The sequence below is a fragment of the Paenibacillus algorifonticola genome (assembly GCF_050481745.1).
In the GTDB taxonomy this organism is placed as follows: Bacteria; Bacillota; Bacilli; order Paenibacillales; family Paenibacillaceae; genus Pristimantibacillus; species Pristimantibacillus algorifonticola_A.
On the sequence record NZ_JBCNGR010000035.1, the window covers coordinates 46,513 to 63,983 of the forward strand.

Below are 17,471 nucleotides of genomic sequence, written 5' to 3' on the forward strand. Positions count from 1 at the left end.
GCGAACAATCCATACGTCCCTGAGCATCCGTTCTCCGATGTATGGTGTTCGCAGATTTCCGTTGATCTATGGAAGCGTTTTCGAACGCTATGGGGGAAATGATTCAAACAATCTCTTACTGTTAGGAGAATAAAAATGAACAAAACAAAAAAATCTTTTCTTCTACTACTCGTGTCTGTCCTGTGTATGAGCCTTGTTTTAAAGCCATCCTATCCTGTCCAGGCTGCAGCAAGCAATTCCGCGCAGATTTGGCTGACAGACTTATCGAGCAACAAGTGGCTTGAACAACAAAACGATGTGTTGTTCGAAACCAATCAAACGACTAACCCGCTAACGATCAATGTCGACGCAAGCCGCAAGTATCAAAAGGTTCAAGGTTTTGGGGCGGGTATGACCGACTCTTCCGCTTGGCTAATCTGGAACAAGATGTCGGAATCTCAGCGCATGGCGCTGATGAATGATTTGTTTGATCCCACGTCAGGCATCGGCCTCAGTTTGCTCCGCACTCCGATGGGGGCTACGGATTTCAATGCATCCGGGAATTACTCCTATAACGACATGGAGAAGGGACAAGAGGATCCGACGCTTGCGGGCTTCTCTATCGAGCATGATGAGGATTACATCATTCCGGCATTGAAGGAAGCTCTTTCGCTTAACCCTTCTATGAAAATCATGGCTACTCCGTGGAGCCCGCCAGGTTGGATGAAGACCTCCGATTCTATGATAGGAGGCACTCTTAAGGAGGGGTACTATGATGAGCTCGCCAACTATTTTGTAAAGTACGTGCAGGCCTACAGTGATGAAGGTATACCGATATCCTACGTTACGCCGCAAAATGAACCGATGGGTACTCCCACCTATCCCGGCATGTTTCTGTCCGCTTACCAGGAGTCCACGTTGATTAAGGAGATGGGCGAGGCGTTTGCCGCTAATCATATTTCGACGAAGATTTTAGCTTGGGATCACAACTGGGATGTGCCCTCGTATCCCGAGAAGATATTTAGCGACCCTGATGCCTCACAGTATGCCGTTGGAACGGGCTGGCATATCTATAGCGGCACCCCCATTTCACAAACTCTGGTCCACAACGACTATCCAGGAAAAGAAGTGTTTATCACGGAAGGAACGGGTGGTATATGGCAAGCAAATGACCAGGAAGCGTTTCATGATTCGCTTAATACTTGGATTATCAACGGTATGCGTAATTGGGCGGACGGAGTGATTCTATGGAACATTGCGCTTGACCCCGAGAAAGGTCCGCTCAACAGCGACACGGATGGTGAAGCTTGGGTTCGCGGATTGCTTACCATTAATCCGGATAACGGAGAAGTAACTAAGAATGTGGATTACTACGCACTCGCTCATGCCAGCAAGTTTGTAAAGACCGGAGCCGATCGCATTTATTCGAATACCTTCGGGGAAGGAAGCATAGAGAATGTTGCGTTCCAGAATCCGGATGGATCGAAGGTTCTGATTGCGTATAATTCGGGAAGCGACTCGAAGACCTTCAGCGTTGCAGACGGAACACAATCGTTCGATTACACCTTAAACGCCGGCAATGCCGTCACGTTTAAGTGGGAGGGACCTCAGCAGAGCGGCACTACCCCTGCAGCGGCCAGCGTCACGGATGTGACCTATGACTTTAGATTTTCTGATTCGGCTATTATAACCTACGATCCGAAATTACTGGACTTTCAACATACAATCGCTTCCGAAAATAGCTTTGTGACGTATTCCCTTCCGGTCGGAGCTGCTATTCAGACAGCAGGAACGGTGCTGGACCGCAGCGGATGGACCGTCACGGCTTCGTCGAATTCGGTTGGGGACGGAACCGGGAATGCGGCTGGGGATGCGGCACTGAACGCTATCGACGGTGATCTCGACACAAGGTGGACCAACGGTCATGGGCTGAAGAACGGCGACTGGTATCAGGTCAATCTTGGAAACCCTACGAGCTTCGATCAAATTGTTCTTGAAAACGGCGTAAACAGTTCTTTTGACTACATTACTAAGTATCAGGTATATGTTTCAAATGATGGCGTCAATTGGGGCAGCGCGGTTGCACAAGGCAGTGGGGGCATAGGAGATATAACCATCACGCTGCCAACCCAGACAGCACAGTATATTCGCATCGTCAGTACCGGAACTGGCGGTTTCTGGTGGTCCATCGGTGAAATGAATGTGTATGGCAATTCGAATGAAACGGGTTCAATCACTGCACCGACAGAGGTAACAAACGGCCTCGAGCTGCAGAACTGGACCAGCCCGAAAGGGGAGCGGGTAACCGTAGTATACAATGGAACCGGGAGCAGCCAAAGCTTCCCGATATCTACGGACAGCTCGTATACCTATACGCTCCAAGGCGGAACCTCAGCGATGTTTACAACTATGGATTCGTCAAGCTTCCCGGCACCGGTCTTCAGCAGTTTGACGCCAAACGAAGGCATAGTGGGCTATAAGGCTACGATCGACGGTATTAACTTCGGTGACGTACAAAGACTGGGTACGGTCCATTTCGGATCGATCCCGGCCAACATAAGCAGTTGGTCAGATTCGAGCATCGTCGCTTACGTTCCGGACGGACTTCAATCGGGGTCAGTAGCGGTTTCTGTCTATGGAAGCGATGGATCATATGCAGGCGGATCTTCGTTCAACGTCAAAGGTCTACCTGCTGTGTTGTCGAAGGCGGGTTGGACCGCAACGGCTACGGATATAAGTCCGTGGGGCGATGGCAATCCCGAAAACATGATTGATGACAATACTAACACTCGGTATAGCTCGGGAACAGGACAGTATAATGGTCTTTCGTTTACGGTGGACATGGGGTCAATGCAAACGTTCAACAAGATTATGTTGGATTCCGGAAGCAGTATCGGTGACTATTCGCGAAGCTCAGACGTGTACGTATCTTCGGATGGCACTGATTGGAGCAAGGTTTCTTCTATCGTTTCAGACGGCCAACAAGTTCAGCTGGCCGCCTTCGCAACGCAGACAGCCCGATACATCAAGGTCATCAATACCGGCACTACGGGTACCTGGTGGTCAATCACAGAGTTTAACGTATACAACACTCGAACGACTTGGACTGCAACGGCTACGGATGTAAGTCCGTGGGGCGATCTGCCAGGAAAGATGCTGGATGGCAATGCTGATACCAAGTATAGCTCGGGAACAGGGCAGTATAATGGTCTTTCTTTTACAGTGGATATGGGGCAAACGGAAGCTTTCAACAAGATTGTGATCGATTCCGGCAGCGGCAGCAATGACTATGCGCGAAGCGCAGACGTGTATGTATCTTCGGATGGAACCGACTGGACCAAGGTTTCTTCTATAAAAGGAAGCGGCCCGCTCCAAGAGGTCACCTTCGAAACGCAGACAGCTCGCTATATCAAGGTTGTCAACACCGGCACGGAGGGTTACTGGTGGTCCGTCGCAGAGTTTGACGCGTACATCGCAGTAACGGATTATCGGGCGGGTTGGACGGCAACGGCTACAGATGTCAGCCCATGGGGCGATGTGCCAGGTAACATGCTGGATGGCAATGCTTCCACCCGATATAGCTCCGGAACAGGGCAGTACGATGGTCTTTCCTTTACAGTGGATATGGGGCAAACGGAGACTTTCAATAAGATGGTGATCGATTCCGGCAGCGGCAGCAATGACTATGCGCGAAGCTCAGACATGTTCGTATCTACGGACGGAACCAACTGGACCAAGGTTACTTCCGTAACAGGAAGCGGTCCGCTCCAAGAGGTCGCCTTCCAGACGCAGACAGCTCGTTACATCAAGGTCGTCGTCACCGGCAACGAGGGTTACTGGTGGTCCGTCGCAGAGTTTGACGTCTATAACACAGATGAAGAGCCGCAGAATATATATCAGGAAGTTTATTTCAAGCATGAGGGAGAGGAAATAACCTCACTGAACGCACGGGATACGGTGAGTACCATCATTTTGGAGGCATGGGGTAAAACCGTAGCAGACGGAGAGGCTGATGTAAATATTACTTCTAATGCTACCTGGTCAGTTCAAAGCGGGGAGGATGTCGTCAGTGTCGACAACGGAATCATCACCATCAAAAAAGACGGTAACGCAGTGGTGAAGATAACCTACGACGGAAAACAAGCCACTTTGAGCCTTGTCATCAACAAGACCACCACCACCACCACACCTGTACCCGATCCCGAAGAAGGGCCGGTAACCATTCAAAATCCGGACGGAAGCACAACTACCGTTGATGGCAGCAAGGCTGTGGCTAAATATACGAAAAATATTATTTCTTCGATGATCGAAGCTATCAATCAACAGAACGGCAAGAAAATAACCTTAACGCTGCCGGAATCTTCCGCTTCGATTTATGAATGGGTACTTGCTGCTGATGCCATTGAAAAAATAGTAAACGAAAAATTGGAGTTGGAAGTAGAACTGGAAAATAATTCACTTTCAATACCGTTATCTGTTCTTAAAGAGATGACAGGTGATCTGATAATACAAATAAAAACACTCACGGATACTGAAAAGCAGAATGTGCTGACCAGCCTTAACGGCTTGAAAGCAACCGGTCCCGTCATTGAATTCACGCTGACATCTGTAAAAGGAAATGTACAGAATTCTGTAACGCAGTTCAAAGAGAAAGTGACTATAGAAATTGCTGCTAAAGGTATTACTAGCAAGACAGATGCAAAGAAGCTTGGCATTTATTATCTGGATGAAGCTTCGGGGACATGGATTTATGTCGGAGGCAAATACAATTCCGCAACAGAGAAGGTAGAAGCAAAAACCGGACATTTTACGAAGTTTGCCGTCATGGAGTACAACAAAAGTTTTTCCGATATTGGATCCAAGCATTGGGCTAAGGCTAATATCGAAGTGATGGCAGCAAAGCATATCGCTTCAGGTATCAGCGAGACCCGTTTTGATCCAGCAGGAAAAGTCACACGTGCCCAGTTCGCAACCTTCCTTGTAAGAGCGCTAGGAATAGATCTTCTGGCTTACAAAGGGACATTCACCGATGTGCCGGAAGGGCAATGGTATACGGCATATGTGGAAGCAGCACAGGCCAGCGGCATTATTAAAGGCGCAGGCAACGACAGATATGACCCGGATAAAGAAATGACACGTGAACAAATGGCTGTCATGGTAATCAACGCCTATACCTATGCAACTGGTCAGACAACCTTCGCCGTCGGCGACGAGGACAATACAGGATTTGAAGATTTGGATCAGGCGGCTTCATGGTCAAAGGATGCCATCCAAGCCAGTTTTAAACTGGGGATTATCAATGGTGTCAGTAGGACTTCCTATGAACCGGGGATGTTATCTCAAAGAGATCAGGCTGCATCGATTATTTACAGATTCCTGGAGGCAATAGGGGAATTGTAGAAGTAACAAAACCATCGTCCAACCCGGGCGATGGTTTTTTTTTTGAAAAAGACGTTTAGATTTAATACGGGGAGCTAACGGAACGGGTCCGAGCCCTCTTGAATAATGTCTCCCGATAATCCGTGCTTAGTTAAGCTTGAGTTTCCGGGTTCGTCATGGCCATGCTCATCGTAATGGGAAAAAGAATATGACGTAAACGTGGACGACCCCGCTAGCTTAGTACCTGTCAGAAGAAAATAAGGTATTTGAACGAAAATTATCAAGACCAAGATTAAAAAACTTTGATCAAATAAAAATATTACTTCATCCCGTGTGATGAGAGGAGCGACGACATGGTCTCGGCAGATTCTTGCATGCCACGACCAATCCATTCTTCGATCCAGCCATACGTTCCGTAGGCTATAAAAGATGTGACGTAGGCTGTCATATTGTCATATTCGGTTTTGGATCCGTAGAGCTCGATATACGTGTTTAAAAACAGATAAAACAAATTTCGTTTTTTTAGCAAATGATAAAAATCGCTATTTTCTTTTAAGTGCTTAAATAGACTTCCATATAGTTCGGCGTTGGAATCATTATTTATTTGCTGATAATCTGCTTCCCACTTCGAGATTAAATTCTTTATGTGTTTCAGTAAGATATCCTCTTTATCGACATAATTCCGGTAGAATGAATTTCTGCTCACCTGCGCTTTCGCAGTTATTTGACTTATTGATATGTGGGAAAGCTCGTATTTCATTAATAGCTGTATTGTAGCTTCTGTAATTTGTTCTTTTACAAAAGTGTTTTTTTCTTCGTTATTCATGAGGGTACATTTCCTCCTGATTTGTGCCATTTTTATTGTAAATATTGATCTTGTAATTAAAGGCTGGTACATTTGTCACATCGGTAGAATACATCTGCTACAACAGATTGTCAAGGCAGATAATACGAGTTTGAAAACGCAAAGATAAAGGAGACACTTATGACAAAACTTTTTACGATGAAACGAATCGTTATTCTCGCTGCAATCATGATTACCGGGTTGATTTTAGGAAGACTGGCGGTGCGAATGTTTATTAATCTGATGGTCGGCGGATCATTGTTCGGAGGTAATTTTCTATGAGTAAAGGTAAAAGGAAGGGAAACAAAACAGGCATGTTTATTCTGCTATGTATAGGGGCGTTTATCGTTTCTTTTGCTGGATCGGCTATTTTCAAAGTGACTTATATTTCTCCCGATTTAAAAAAATATTCGGTTGATTGGAACGATGAGATTGGAACGAGCTACACCGATATTTCTTACGGAGACGGCGAAGCAAACAAATTTGATTTATATGTACCGGCTGATCATACAAAAGAAACTTACGGTCTTGTCGTATATCTCCATGCGGGCGGATTTACTTCGGGCGATAAATCGGATGATGCAAAAATGCTGCAGTGGTTGTCCTCCAAAGGTTATGTGGCAGCGGGAATCAATTACACCTTGCGTGATGAAGAACACCCTGAGTCCAGCGTTTATTCACAGTCAATGGAAATCAAAAGCAGTATACCCTTTATTGTTGAAGAGGCAAAAAAATTAGGATACAATCTTGATTCGATGGCCATATCCGGAGGTTCCGCAGGAGGAACGCTGGCGATGCTCTATGCATACCGCGATGCGCATGAATCGCCGATTCCGGTGAAGATGCTGTTTGAAGCCGTAGGGCCGTCGAGCTTTTACCCGGAAGACTGGTCCGTATACGGCCTCGATCAGAACCCTGAAGCGGCAGCCGGATTGTTTTCAATTATGGCCGGTACTGAAATCACAGCGAATATGCTCGGCACGGAAGCTTATGAAGAGGCGATCAAACCGATTTCAGCATATAAGTGGGTCAATGAAAATTCGGTCCCCACTGTCTCCGCCTACGGCGTATATGACAAAGTGTGCCCGTTTGATACAGTAAAGTATTTAATCAATGCATTGGAAAAAAATAACGTTACACATGAGTACATCGAATTCCCGCACTCGGGGCATGCCCTTCAAAACGACGATGCTCTGTATGTGAAGTATATGGAGACCGTGGAAAAATATCTGGATACTTATATACCTGTCAAATAAACGGAAAAACAGGCAAGTAAATAAGTAAAAAGAAGTTGGAGGAAATTTGAGTATGGGGATTATGAAAATTATCCTGAAAATTTCGTTAATTATCGTTATTATCATCGCCTTATTGGTTTCAGTAGGGGTTATATTTTTAAAATATAAGAGTTCACATTACTACAATTTCACGAAGACAGAGCGGCCGCTCGAGAAGCAATATACTGCTCTTGGAGCACAGGAAGTATCGTTTGCGGAATTTGAGGCTGAGGACGAGACAATCAAAAAATATGAAATCTGGTATCCGAAAAAACTGGAAAGCAGCGACATGAAATATCCGGTCGTAGTGGTTGCCAACGGAACAGGGATTCCTGCCAGCTCATACAAATCATTTTTCAAGCATCTAACTTCATGGGGCTTTATCGTTATCGGCAATGAAGATGGAAATTCAAGAACAGGTGCTTCTTCGGAATCAAGTCTTAAATTCCTGCTGGAGCTAAGCGACGACAAAAACAGTATTTTCTACGGTAAAGTGGATACAACTCATATAGGAATCGGTGGCCATTCACAGGGCGGCGTTGGAGCAATTAATGCAGTGACGTCGCAGGGGCATGGAAACATGTATAAGGCATTATATGCCGTCAGTGCTACATCTCCATACTGGGGGCAGGAAAACATATTTGGACTCGATTGGAGCTATAATCTTTCAAAAGTCAATATATCAACTTTCCTGGCTGCGGGTACCGGTAGCTTTAATGCAGGTACTGCTGAAAATATCGTTGCAACGGAAGGACAGGGTATCAGTCCGTTATGGTCACTTCAGACAAACTATGAGGCATTGCCGAATTCTGTTGCAAAAATTATGGCTAGAAAGACGGCTGTCGATCACGGCGAAACATACCAGGCAATCGATGGATACATGACTGCGTGGTTCATATGGCATCTGCAGGGGGATGAAGAAGCAGGTAAGGCATTCAAAGGCAGTGACGCCGAGATTCATCATAACAGCCTGTATCAAGACGTCCTAAGCAATATCAAATAAAATAAAGCTAAAATCAGGGAACCTCGTTAACCGGAAGAATTGTTGTGTCGAATTTTTGGATACCTGAATTATTCAAAAACCGAATAAGAGTAGAAATCGAAAAAATGAAAGTAAGCTACTGACATACAGGTGGCAGTAGGGGGATTGTATAATCAAGACAAACAAATGAAAGTGAGGTTATTTACATGACATGACTTTAAATGAAACGAATGGTGCACTGAAGATTGCACATGCTTATTTTGAGGCGATGGCGAGCTAAAGGGTACGTCATATATGAATGGTTTTCGCAATTCCTTTAAGAAAAACCGTTGGAGAAACCTGTAACACATAAACAACCGCATACACTAAGGAGGACACTATGTCAGCAATTGGACCCGACTTCATTTCACTTCAAGTGAGCAATCTTGAAGGCTCTGCTGAATTCTATCAAAACTATCTTGGACTCGTCCGCTCACAGGCGGGACCACCTCATGCTGTGGTCTTTGAAACAAAGCCTATTGCATTTGCTCTTCGTGACCTAATGCCAGGAATAGAACTCGGTTCAGGTACTCAGCCTGGACTTGGTGTCGCTCTGTGGCTTCATGCCCCTGATACGCAAGAAATTCACGACAAGCTGATTGCAGCAGGCGTAAAGATTACATCCGCACCAATAGATGGACCATTCGGGCGAACCTTTACATTCGCCGACCCGGACGGTTACCTGGTCACCCTTCACAGTAAAGCCTAATCCGCAAATGTATCCAGCTTAATGATAGTGATGACTTCCTCTGTCGCAGGGTGCCAGGTGATTATTACAACATTTAGACCATATTCCTAAAAGGGATAGGCTCCCCATACGTAGACAGGTGAAATAATAAAACCTGTTACTGTAAGGGGAGTTTTTTCATGTCTAAAAAGAAGCTTAGTGCAGCAGAGAAGTCAGCTATCCTTCAAGAGATTGAAAGCGGCCATAGTGGAATAAAGGGAGCTATTGGATTGGCGATCTGCACTCATAATCGTAGTTGTTTACCATGCCGTCTTGGACCGGCAAACGGGTTGTTCACGAAAGCGACAAGGATTTTTGACAGAATCATGAGGGTTGACTGAGTATCAGCAAATATGTGACGCTTTATGGTAACCTATAGAAGTGAAATCATATACAGGGAGTGTTATGCTCATGTTGGTACAAAGCAATACAACTAGTATTGAACGAATTCCCACCTCCATAACGAAGGTGCTCTTTGAAACGATAAAGTTTGGCATTATTAAGTCGAACCTCATTGCGATGATCGCAGGGCTTAGCATGGCGCTGTACGTTCATCACCTATCTTTCTTCGATAAGATCGGCAACATTGTGCTCGCCTTGATTGGATCTGCCTTGGTAATCGGAGCGGCTGGCATTTTCAATAATTTATATGACCGTGATATCGATGCCATTATGGAACGGACGAAAAATAGGCCGACTGTATCAGGGATTATTGACCTCTGGAGCGGACTAATCATGGGGATCTGGATCGCGGCAGGCGGTCTTGTCGCGTTATATATTTCTTCTCCGCTTGCCGCTTACTGCGGCTTTCTGGGGCTGTTCCTCTATGTTGTGCCTTATACCATGTGGACGAAGCGCAGAACCATCTATAATACGGAGGTGGGCAGCTTGTCAGGGGCGATGCCTCCGCTGATCGGTTGGGCCGCAATCTCACCTGACATTTTTCACCCTGGTGCCATGGCGTTGTTCCTGTTAATGGTGATTTGGCAGATGCCACATTTTTATGCCATTGGCATTCGTCGTATGGAGGAATACCGGGCGGCTAACATCCCGATGCTGCCGGTCGTCAAGGGCATTCGCAGAACGTACGTGCAGATGAATGTATATCTGGTTGCGTTGTTCCTCAGCAGCTTCATGTTCTGGTCCTTTAATCCATACATCGCGGCGGCGAATGCGCTCCTGAGCTTGGCTTGGTTAATTCTGAGCGTCGACGGATATCGACGGAAGCCGGAGGAGAAGTGGGCCCGTTCGATGTTCATTTTTTCGCTGAATCACATCACGGTGCTGCTGCTAATGATCGTCGGCTACTCCTTGGGTGCTCCTTTGTTATAAAGGCAATCCCTCTCGGTCGGGATTATTATTGAAAAGACATAAGATGCTGGATGACATTAATGAAAAAGCCGCAAAGAGTGCGGCTTTTTTTCTCCGTATTAAAATAATAAAAGGGATTGTGTTGCGGATATGATTAAAGCAGTGGATCAAGCCTCCTAAAACGAAAAAAGCAATCATTTTAGGAGGTTATTATAAATGAATTTCAATCCGATTATTATGGATAACTGGAGTAGAAAACCATACTTTGAGCATTATTTAAACAAGGTCAGATGCACCTTTAGCATGACGGCAAATATGGATATTACCCGGCTGCTGAAAGAACTCAAGAGTCAGGAGATAAAGCTGTATCCTGCACTCATCCACATGATAACTACTGTGGTAAATCGCCATCATGAATTTCGCACATGCTTTCATTCGGATGGGACATTAGGCTATTGGGATCGTTTGTCTCCTAGCTTTACCATTTTCCATGATGATGATAAGACTTTTTCAAGCATGTGGACTTTGTACGGCGGAGATTTTAATGATTTCTACATTCGTTATCTTGATGATATGAAAAAGTACGGAAAGGTTAAACAATTTGCCTCTAAACCAAACGAACAACCCAACACTTTCCCTATTTCTAGCATTCCTTGGGTCAGCTTCACAGGCTTTAATTTGAACATCTATAACGAGGGAACCTTTTTGCTCCCCATCTTTACTATAGGGAAATACTTTCAACAGGATGATAAAATACTGCTGCCATTATCCGGACAATTTCACCATGCTGTATGCGACGGTTACCATGCCGGGATGCTGTATAATGAGCTGCAATTACGTGCTGATACCTGTAAGGAATGGCTGCCTAACGATACTCCATTCCGCTAAGGGACACGTTATGGAATAAGGAAGCGACAACCCGGTGATGCCTTTCTCGATCATCGGGTCTTCTTTATGTGTAAAAGTCAGCCCACTCCTAACTTCGTGCAGTAAGCCGGTTTTGGCTAGGAATAGCTTGCCGACTCTCTCGAACTGCCGTCTTTACTTAAAGTAAAACATTAAAGTACGTATGTTAAGTTTTTTGAAATGAATCGTGCGGTAAATCAAAGGATTGAAGAACCCATCTTAGTTATTGCATCAACGTTGTACAATTAAATTAAAAACGAAAGTTGGAGATTTTTTTGGAAAATGTTAATTTTGCCTGCACGCAGTTTAGGAGCGCAGAGCCCGGCGCAATCATTACTTTCGGCACATATCCTCAGACGGCGAGCGGTGCAGACAGAACGCCGATCAGATGGCGGGTGCTGCAAAATTCAGGCAGCGAGCTGTTCCTGTTGAGCGAGTATATTCTGGACTGCAGGCGGTATCATGGTGAATTTGTTGATATCTCATGGCGTGATTCTGATATGCGCAAGTGGCTTAACGATGAATTTTATAACACGGCATTCAATGACTCCGAGAAGCGGTTCATCAAGACTGCACATTGCGCTGACAACGGAGAGGGGAGTGCGGACACGGACGACAAGGTTTTTCTGCTCAGTGTATCGGAGGTGAAAGAACTGACCTCTAAACGTGATGAAGTCGCTTTAAACGTGAAACGTCGGGCAATAGGAACAGAATTTTCCAAACTAAAAAAGGAAGATGGCTGTCACCTGTATGTGTATGATAAAACCGTTAAAGCTGACTATATCATCGAGAATGGTGAGGAATCAGGCTGCTCTTGGTGGTGGCTGAGAACCCAGCCGTTTAGTTGTTCACGTGCTTATTTTATTGGCCCACGCAGCAGTATACGCAGTTATGGTCGTGTTAACTTAGCTCGTGACGGCGTGCGCCCCGCTTTAAAAGTGACAGTTCCTTAGTTTTTATCAACGAATGTCCGCTACTGCTCATATATCGCTTAAACAAAAAAGATCGGTTTTGGATCACTTGGACGTGATCTGAAACCGATCTTTACTCGTGAATGATACTGTTGAATACCTACTTTCGTAGTTAGGTTAATCTTCAAGTGTAACGGCTGATTAGGCCCAAGTTGTAATCGTTTCAACCGGGAGGCGGTAGGAAGGATAGCCCTCTTTGGCAGCTTTTCCTATAGAAATCAACATGACGGGTTGGAACCGATCCTTGTCCAGACCAAAGGCTTCAGCGATCTGATCCTTATCATAGCCAGCCATCGGGTTGGTATCATAGCCGTGAGCACGGGCAACAAGCATCAGCTGCATCGAAATGAGGCCCGAGTCAATCAGGTTCATATCACGCAGGTCGGATGCGGCCATATTCGCATAATGAGGTTTCACTTGTTGCAATTGCATATCCATAATGTCCTGGGGCATGTATCCAAGCTTCACGGCTTTGCCGAAAATTTCGTCCATATATTCAATATTGTTTGCATCGTAAAATACCGCAATGACAGCCGAGGAGGTTAGAGCTTGCGTCTGGTTGAAGGAGGCCAGCGGTGCAAGCTTTTCTTTGCCTTCAGCACTGTCGATGACAAGGAAACGCCACGGCTGCATGTTAATGGCAGAAGGGGCGCGGGAAGCTTTCGCCAATATTTCGGTCATTTCCTCCCGGCTGATTTTCACTTCAGGATCGTAAACTTTAACGGATTGGCGCTCCAAGACGATTTGATTAAAATCGTTTGTTTTGTGGAATTTGCTGGTGATTTTGCTCATGTGAATTTCTCTCCTTTATCTATTGTTTTCAAAATTGTACTGCAGCTTATCTGCACTATGAGGATTGTAAACTATGAAGTATACTTTATAGCAAGAGCAAAAACGGGGTGTTTAAGTTGAAAATTAGTGAAGTAGCAAAAATGGTTGATCTTCCGATATCAACTATCCGTTACTATGAGAAAATAGGCATTATTACGGATGAGTATATATGGAGAGAACAGAATAACTATCGGAATTACGCTTTAGAAGTTGTTAATCATCTAAATACGGTTAAAAATTGTTTAGCTGTTGGATTTTCAATTCACGATATAAAATCCATGATTTCAAAAAAAGGAATATCAAAAGAGGAACAAACACGCATTATTAAAGGGAAAATTTCAGAAATTGAAGAAGCTCAAAAAAAATTAGAGAATTCCAAACAAAATCTATACGATATTCTTGAATTGGATATTGCGTGTGACGATGGATTTGGGAAACACTAATAGTAGGTCTGCCAAAACGATTTGGCAGGCTTTTTTTTGCTTTGGCGTCATAGGAGGGCGGCAGCTTTAAAATGAGCGGGTGTAATTATAAAGGCAGCATCTACATGATCGAGGTGTTATAAGCAAAGAATTGATATAGTAAACGCTTTCAATATATTGTAATATATCGGGTGAAGTGTAATTACGAAGCAAGGATTCGGGGCTGGTGTTTGTTGCTGCATTCGCAACGGGAAGCAGCAGCAGCTCGGTCATCAGCCCGACGACCGCTGTCTTTGACAAGAATGCCGCCATGTAGGCGAATATTCCAGTTACGCTGACGTTGAACGGCAACACGCTTACTAGTATTAAGAATGGCACAGCTACCCTTATTGCCGGTACGGACTACACCGTATCGGACACAACGGTGACGATTCAGAAGGCTTATCTAGCCGCCCAGCCGGTTGGAACAACGACGCTGACGTTCAACTTCAGCGCGGGAGCGAATGCGGCTCTAACGGTATCCGTGATAAATACCACCTCCAGCGGAAGCGGGGCCATCAAGGTGCAGCAGTATAATTCCACCGTTACGGCAACGAGCAATACGCTGAACCCGCGGATCAAGCTGACGAACACCGGCACTTCCGCCATCAATATGTCCGACGTGTTGCTGCGTTATTATTACACGATTGATGGGGAGATCGCTCAGAACTTTTTCTGTGACTGGTCGCATGTCGGCAGCAGCCATGTAACGGGCACCATCGTCAAGCTGGCGACTTCCCTGACCGGGGCCGACCACTATCTGAAGATTGGCTTTACGAGCGGAGCCGGAAGCTTGGCTGCGGGAGCCAGCATTGAGATTCAGATCCGCGTGTCCAAGTCCGATTGGTCGAACTACTCGCAGACGGGGGATTACTCCTTCGACCCGACCCATACGGCTTACGCCGATTGGAGCAAAAAGACCGGCTACATCGCAGGTGCTCTCCAATGGGGAACGGAACCGTGAACGGCGTAGGGCTGAACTCTTGTCGGGAGGGAAAGAGCCTCTTAACGAAGTCGGAGTATTGAACCTCCGCTTATTTAAATAGCCTCTCTGCATTCGCCAAGGCTGCTTTCCTCCTACTTCTGTAGGGGGAATTTTTATTAAAACCGCAGCTTGAATTGGAAAAAGTATTTTAAATTTAATGAGATATAGGTTCTATTGTCAAGAAACGCTGAGCCTCTCATTTGGTTGGCGTCTTTTGTAAGCCAAGCATTTTCTTCAGCAGATGAATGGCAACCACGAGCAACAGAGGAATTGTAAATCCGGTCAACTTCCAAATTGGAAGAATTACCGTGATGTGCTCGGCCAATTTTGCTTCGCTTCTTTGTAAAAGAAAAGCACTTATCATATTGATAAAAGTCAGAGGTAATATAAATACGTTCTCATCCTTTAATTTACATATACGTACAACTAAATGATTTAATATGAAAATTATAATGCAAGCTTTCATGTAGGAACCGACGATTAAAGCTATCCCAACAATGAATTCGACCCGTTGAATAGGTTGTAGATCAATCATTCGTGCAACCTCTACCATCGAATACTTTCTTTCCCCGGCCAAGGGCCCGAAAACAAGAATGGTTGCTATAGCGACCGCAATCAATAGGATGATGCTGATACCAAACACAATAACCAGCTTTTTATGTAAATTCGGGGTCGGCCGACGAACAAAAGGCAGGAGTAGGGCGAGTAACACCGGTTCTGCGTGGGTGAAACCATATGAAAGGTAGGCGCCATGTAATACAGGTTTTATTCCGTCAGGAAGAATAGGAAAAAGAAATTCTGTGTGATAATTAGGAATAGAAAACAACAAAGTCAAGACGATGAACAGCATCATGATAAAGATGAGAATGGTAAACATTCTACTCATGACTTCAATTCCTGCTCGTACTGTTATGGCGACTGTGGTGAAAATAAAGATATCAAATATGTACTGAGGAGTTTGCCTCATTAAAGAACTGTTAACATATTTACCTACTTCATGTACGATATCAGTACTCATTTCAAATAAGAGCGAAATAAACGGGATCACAATCACAATGGTGGGCCAGGTTCCCAAAACAGCTTGACTGTATTCACTAAAAGATTTTCCGGGATATTCCTTATCCAAGTAAAGAACAAGCAGCAATTGAATCATGGCAACCGTGCCGGAGAGCAGCAGAGATATCCACACACCGTTATGGGCGAATCCAATTAACGGACCGGGAAGGTTTACAATAACTGAGCCAGTCAAATAAACAAAAAACAATACGATCAATTGATCTTGACTAATGGTTTGTTTATTCATAAAGATTATGCTGCTCCTTTCTAAGAATCTTAGTCTAAATACTCAACAATATGTTGAGCCCAATCTTTATACAGCCATGATGCGATGTCATGAAGAAACGGCATTCCAAACCCTCCAACATACTCAACACAAAGATAAATAGAGACAAAAACGATCACACCATATGCGATCTTGTCGCGCAGCACCATATTCTTTATTTTTGAAAGATTATAGAACGTCATTAACAAATAACTCGAAATCACAACAATCATTTTTTCAGCCATCCGTTCTTGCTCCCTCATTGCTGGTCTATGGAAAGCGGTTTTGGTATTGCAGTTCCGCTATTCTTTATTTCAACTTTTACTTTAATGTCGATTTGAGTATTAGCGAAACGCTCTCCCCAATTTTTCTTCCACCGTTTCCATAGGGCTGGATCTTTACGATATATCCGATCTCCTAAACCAATTAGGTCTAATTCCTTTTTTTTCATTCGATTGAAAGTTTCTCTTAAAGATTGTTCAATTGTCCGAGCCACGGCTTCGTTAAATTTTTTTTCATCTTCCGGCGTTTTTAATGTCATGCACCTCATCTCTCCAATAGCTCCTGATACTTGAACGAATACTTGAAGCTGGGCTGCTTCACCTGCAATTTGTGGTTTTAGTTTGGAATGGAAGGATAATATTTCCAGGGAATTATTGCTTGCATCGCCCGAATCGTTTGGAGTTTCGCACGGCACGCGGATAATTCCACTCTTGAACTTATTATTTAACATATGTATCATTTGCGTATCTTGAGGAGAAACGATTCCCTTCCATTTTCCCTTTTGTAAGACTGCCATTCCGGTGGCCACCAGATGCTCTCCTTTGTCTCCGCCTTTAGTGATGTAAGGAGCTAACGAAATCCCCGTCTGGCTGCGTAGACCGATGAATAGTTCAAGTAACGAAGTGTTGGTCGTTTTGTAATTGTGTTGATTGGATTTTTTGGTAACTTGCCACAACTGTTGACTTACTGTTTTTTCGATTAAAGGCTTCATTTTTAAATATTGCGATGCTTTCCCGTGGGAAATAAAAAACGAAGAGCTAAGTCTAGCCTCATGATCCCGGTAAAAGAAATCCAAAACCTCACCGATAGGATATAGTTGTACTAACTGATCTTCTACAATGATAGTCCGCAAATGGCTCCATTGTGCTTTGCGTCCAATTTGAAGGATAATATCACGAATCCCATCAAACATCGTATTACTCTTAGTTTGCACATTGATATAAGAAACATCTCCGCTTTGCTTTCCTTGTGAACCGCCGGAAAGTCCCGGCTTGTATATTTGCACGGTAAGCTCAATCATTCCGTTATCGGCCTTGTCGATGGCAAGGCCTAGGATTAAGGACCGATCTGTAAGTTCTGTCTTGTCCCAGCAACCCGGCAGCAATAGAATGCAGACCATCATACAGGCGGCAAATGCGGTTTTTCGCATAAAAGAGCCTTCTCTCAAAAAAATTGCCT

At 44.6% G+C, this 17,471-nt stretch carries 15 protein-coding genes; 10 read left to right on the forward strand and 5 right to left on the reverse strand.

Going from position 1 to position 17,471, the window contains the following annotated elements; all coding sequences use genetic code 11:
* The first annotated feature begins 135 nt into the window (after window positions 1-135).
* Complete coding sequence (locus ABEW34_RS24660) at window positions 136-5,379, forward strand: discoidin domain-containing protein (protein ID WP_430162266.1); 5,244 nt, start codon at window positions 136-138, stop codon at window positions 5,377-5,379.
* A gap of 298 nt (window positions 5,380-5,677) precedes the next feature.
* Here ABEW34_RS24660 and ABEW34_RS24665 read toward each other — a convergent pair whose 3' ends face one another.
* Window positions 5,678-6,184, reverse strand: coding sequence for a TetR/AcrR family transcriptional regulator (locus ABEW34_RS24665; protein ID WP_430162268.1), 507 nt, complete (start codon window positions 6,182-6,184; stop codon window positions 5,678-5,680).
* Between the two features lie 159 nt (window positions 6,185-6,343).
* Between ABEW34_RS24665 and ABEW34_RS24670 the strand changes: the two genes are divergently transcribed.
* The 7 genes from ABEW34_RS24670 to ABEW34_RS24700 all read left to right on the forward strand — a co-directional run bounded on the left by ABEW34_RS24670 (window position 6,344) and on the right by ABEW34_RS24700 (window position 12,394).
* Window positions 6,344-6,484, forward strand: a complete 141-nt coding sequence (locus ABEW34_RS24670) for a hypothetical protein (protein WP_430162270.1) — start codon at window positions 6,344-6,346, stop codon at window positions 6,482-6,484.
* Complete coding sequence (locus tag ABEW34_RS24675; protein WP_430162272.1) at window positions 6,481-7,458, forward strand: alpha/beta hydrolase; 978 nt, start codon at window positions 6,481-6,483, stop codon at window positions 7,456-7,458. The genes ABEW34_RS24670 and ABEW34_RS24675 overlap by 4 nt, the downstream gene beginning before the upstream one ends.
* A 52-nt stretch (window positions 7,459-7,510) precedes the next feature.
* Entirely contained in the window at window positions 7,511-8,479 is a 969-nt protein-coding gene (locus ABEW34_RS24680; protein ID WP_430162274.1) for an alpha/beta hydrolase, read from the forward strand.
* 358 nt (window positions 8,480-8,837) lie between these two features.
* Complete coding sequence (locus ABEW34_RS24685; RefSeq protein WP_430162276.1) at window positions 8,838-9,206, forward strand: VOC family protein; 369 nt, start codon at window positions 8,838-8,840, stop codon at window positions 9,204-9,206.
* 429 nt (window positions 9,207-9,635) lie between these two features.
* On the forward strand, window positions 9,636-10,556 hold the full coding sequence (gene cyoE, locus ABEW34_RS24690) for a heme o synthase (protein WP_430162278.1): 921 nt from the start codon (window positions 9,636-9,638) through the stop codon (window positions 10,554-10,556).
* Between the two features lie 195 nt (window positions 10,557-10,751).
* Complete coding sequence (catA, locus tag ABEW34_RS24695; protein ID WP_430162280.1) at window positions 10,752-11,423, forward strand: type A chloramphenicol O-acetyltransferase; 672 nt, start codon at window positions 10,752-10,754, stop codon at window positions 11,421-11,423.
* A 293-nt stretch (window positions 11,424-11,716) separates the two neighbouring features.
* The gene (locus ABEW34_RS24700; RefSeq protein WP_430162282.1) at window positions 11,717-12,394 is read left to right on the forward strand and encodes a DUF6273 domain-containing protein; all 678 of its coding nucleotides are present in this window, start codon (window positions 11,717-11,719) and stop codon (window positions 12,392-12,394) included.
* 159 nt (window positions 12,395-12,553) lie between these two features.
* Here ABEW34_RS24700 and ABEW34_RS24705 read toward each other — a convergent pair whose 3' ends face one another.
* Complete coding sequence (locus ABEW34_RS24705) at window positions 12,554-13,204, reverse strand: nitroreductase family protein (protein ID WP_430162284.1); 651 nt, start codon at window positions 13,202-13,204, stop codon at window positions 12,554-12,556.
* Window positions 13,205-13,320: 116 nt separating this feature from the next.
* Between ABEW34_RS24705 and ABEW34_RS24710 the strand changes: the two genes are divergently transcribed.
* Both ABEW34_RS24710 and ABEW34_RS24715 read left to right on the forward strand, forming a co-directional pair.
* Complete coding sequence (locus ABEW34_RS24710) at window positions 13,321-13,686, forward strand: MerR family transcriptional regulator (RefSeq protein WP_430162286.1); 366 nt, start codon at window positions 13,321-13,323, stop codon at window positions 13,684-13,686.
* 301 nt (window positions 13,687-13,987) lie between these two features.
* Window positions 13,988-14,668 (forward strand): X2-like carbohydrate binding domain-containing protein, encoded by a 681-nt coding sequence (locus ABEW34_RS24715; RefSeq protein WP_430162519.1) that lies wholly within the window; start codon window positions 13,988-13,990, stop codon window positions 14,666-14,668.
* 217 nt (window positions 14,669-14,885) lie between these two features.
* Here ABEW34_RS24715 and ABEW34_RS24720 read toward each other — a convergent pair whose 3' ends face one another.
* Genes ABEW34_RS24720 through ABEW34_RS24730 form a run of 3 tightly spaced genes read right to left on the reverse strand, consistent with a single transcriptional unit; the run spans window position 14,886 to window position 17,442 of the window.
* The gene (locus ABEW34_RS24720) at window positions 14,886-15,992 is read right to left on the reverse strand and encodes a GerAB/ArcD/ProY family transporter (RefSeq protein ID WP_430162288.1); all 1,107 of its coding nucleotides are present in this window, start codon (window positions 15,990-15,992) and stop codon (window positions 14,886-14,888) included.
* 29 nt (window positions 15,993-16,021) lie between these two features.
* Window positions 16,022-16,255, reverse strand: a complete 234-nt coding sequence (locus ABEW34_RS24725) for a hypothetical protein (RefSeq protein WP_430162290.1) — start codon at window positions 16,253-16,255, stop codon at window positions 16,022-16,024.
* A 14-nt stretch (window positions 16,256-16,269) separates the two neighbouring features.
* Complete coding sequence (locus ABEW34_RS24730) at window positions 16,270-17,442, reverse strand: Ger(x)C family spore germination protein (protein WP_430162292.1); 1,173 nt, start codon at window positions 17,440-17,442, stop codon at window positions 16,270-16,272.
* Window positions 17,443-17,471 lie beyond the last annotated feature (29 nt).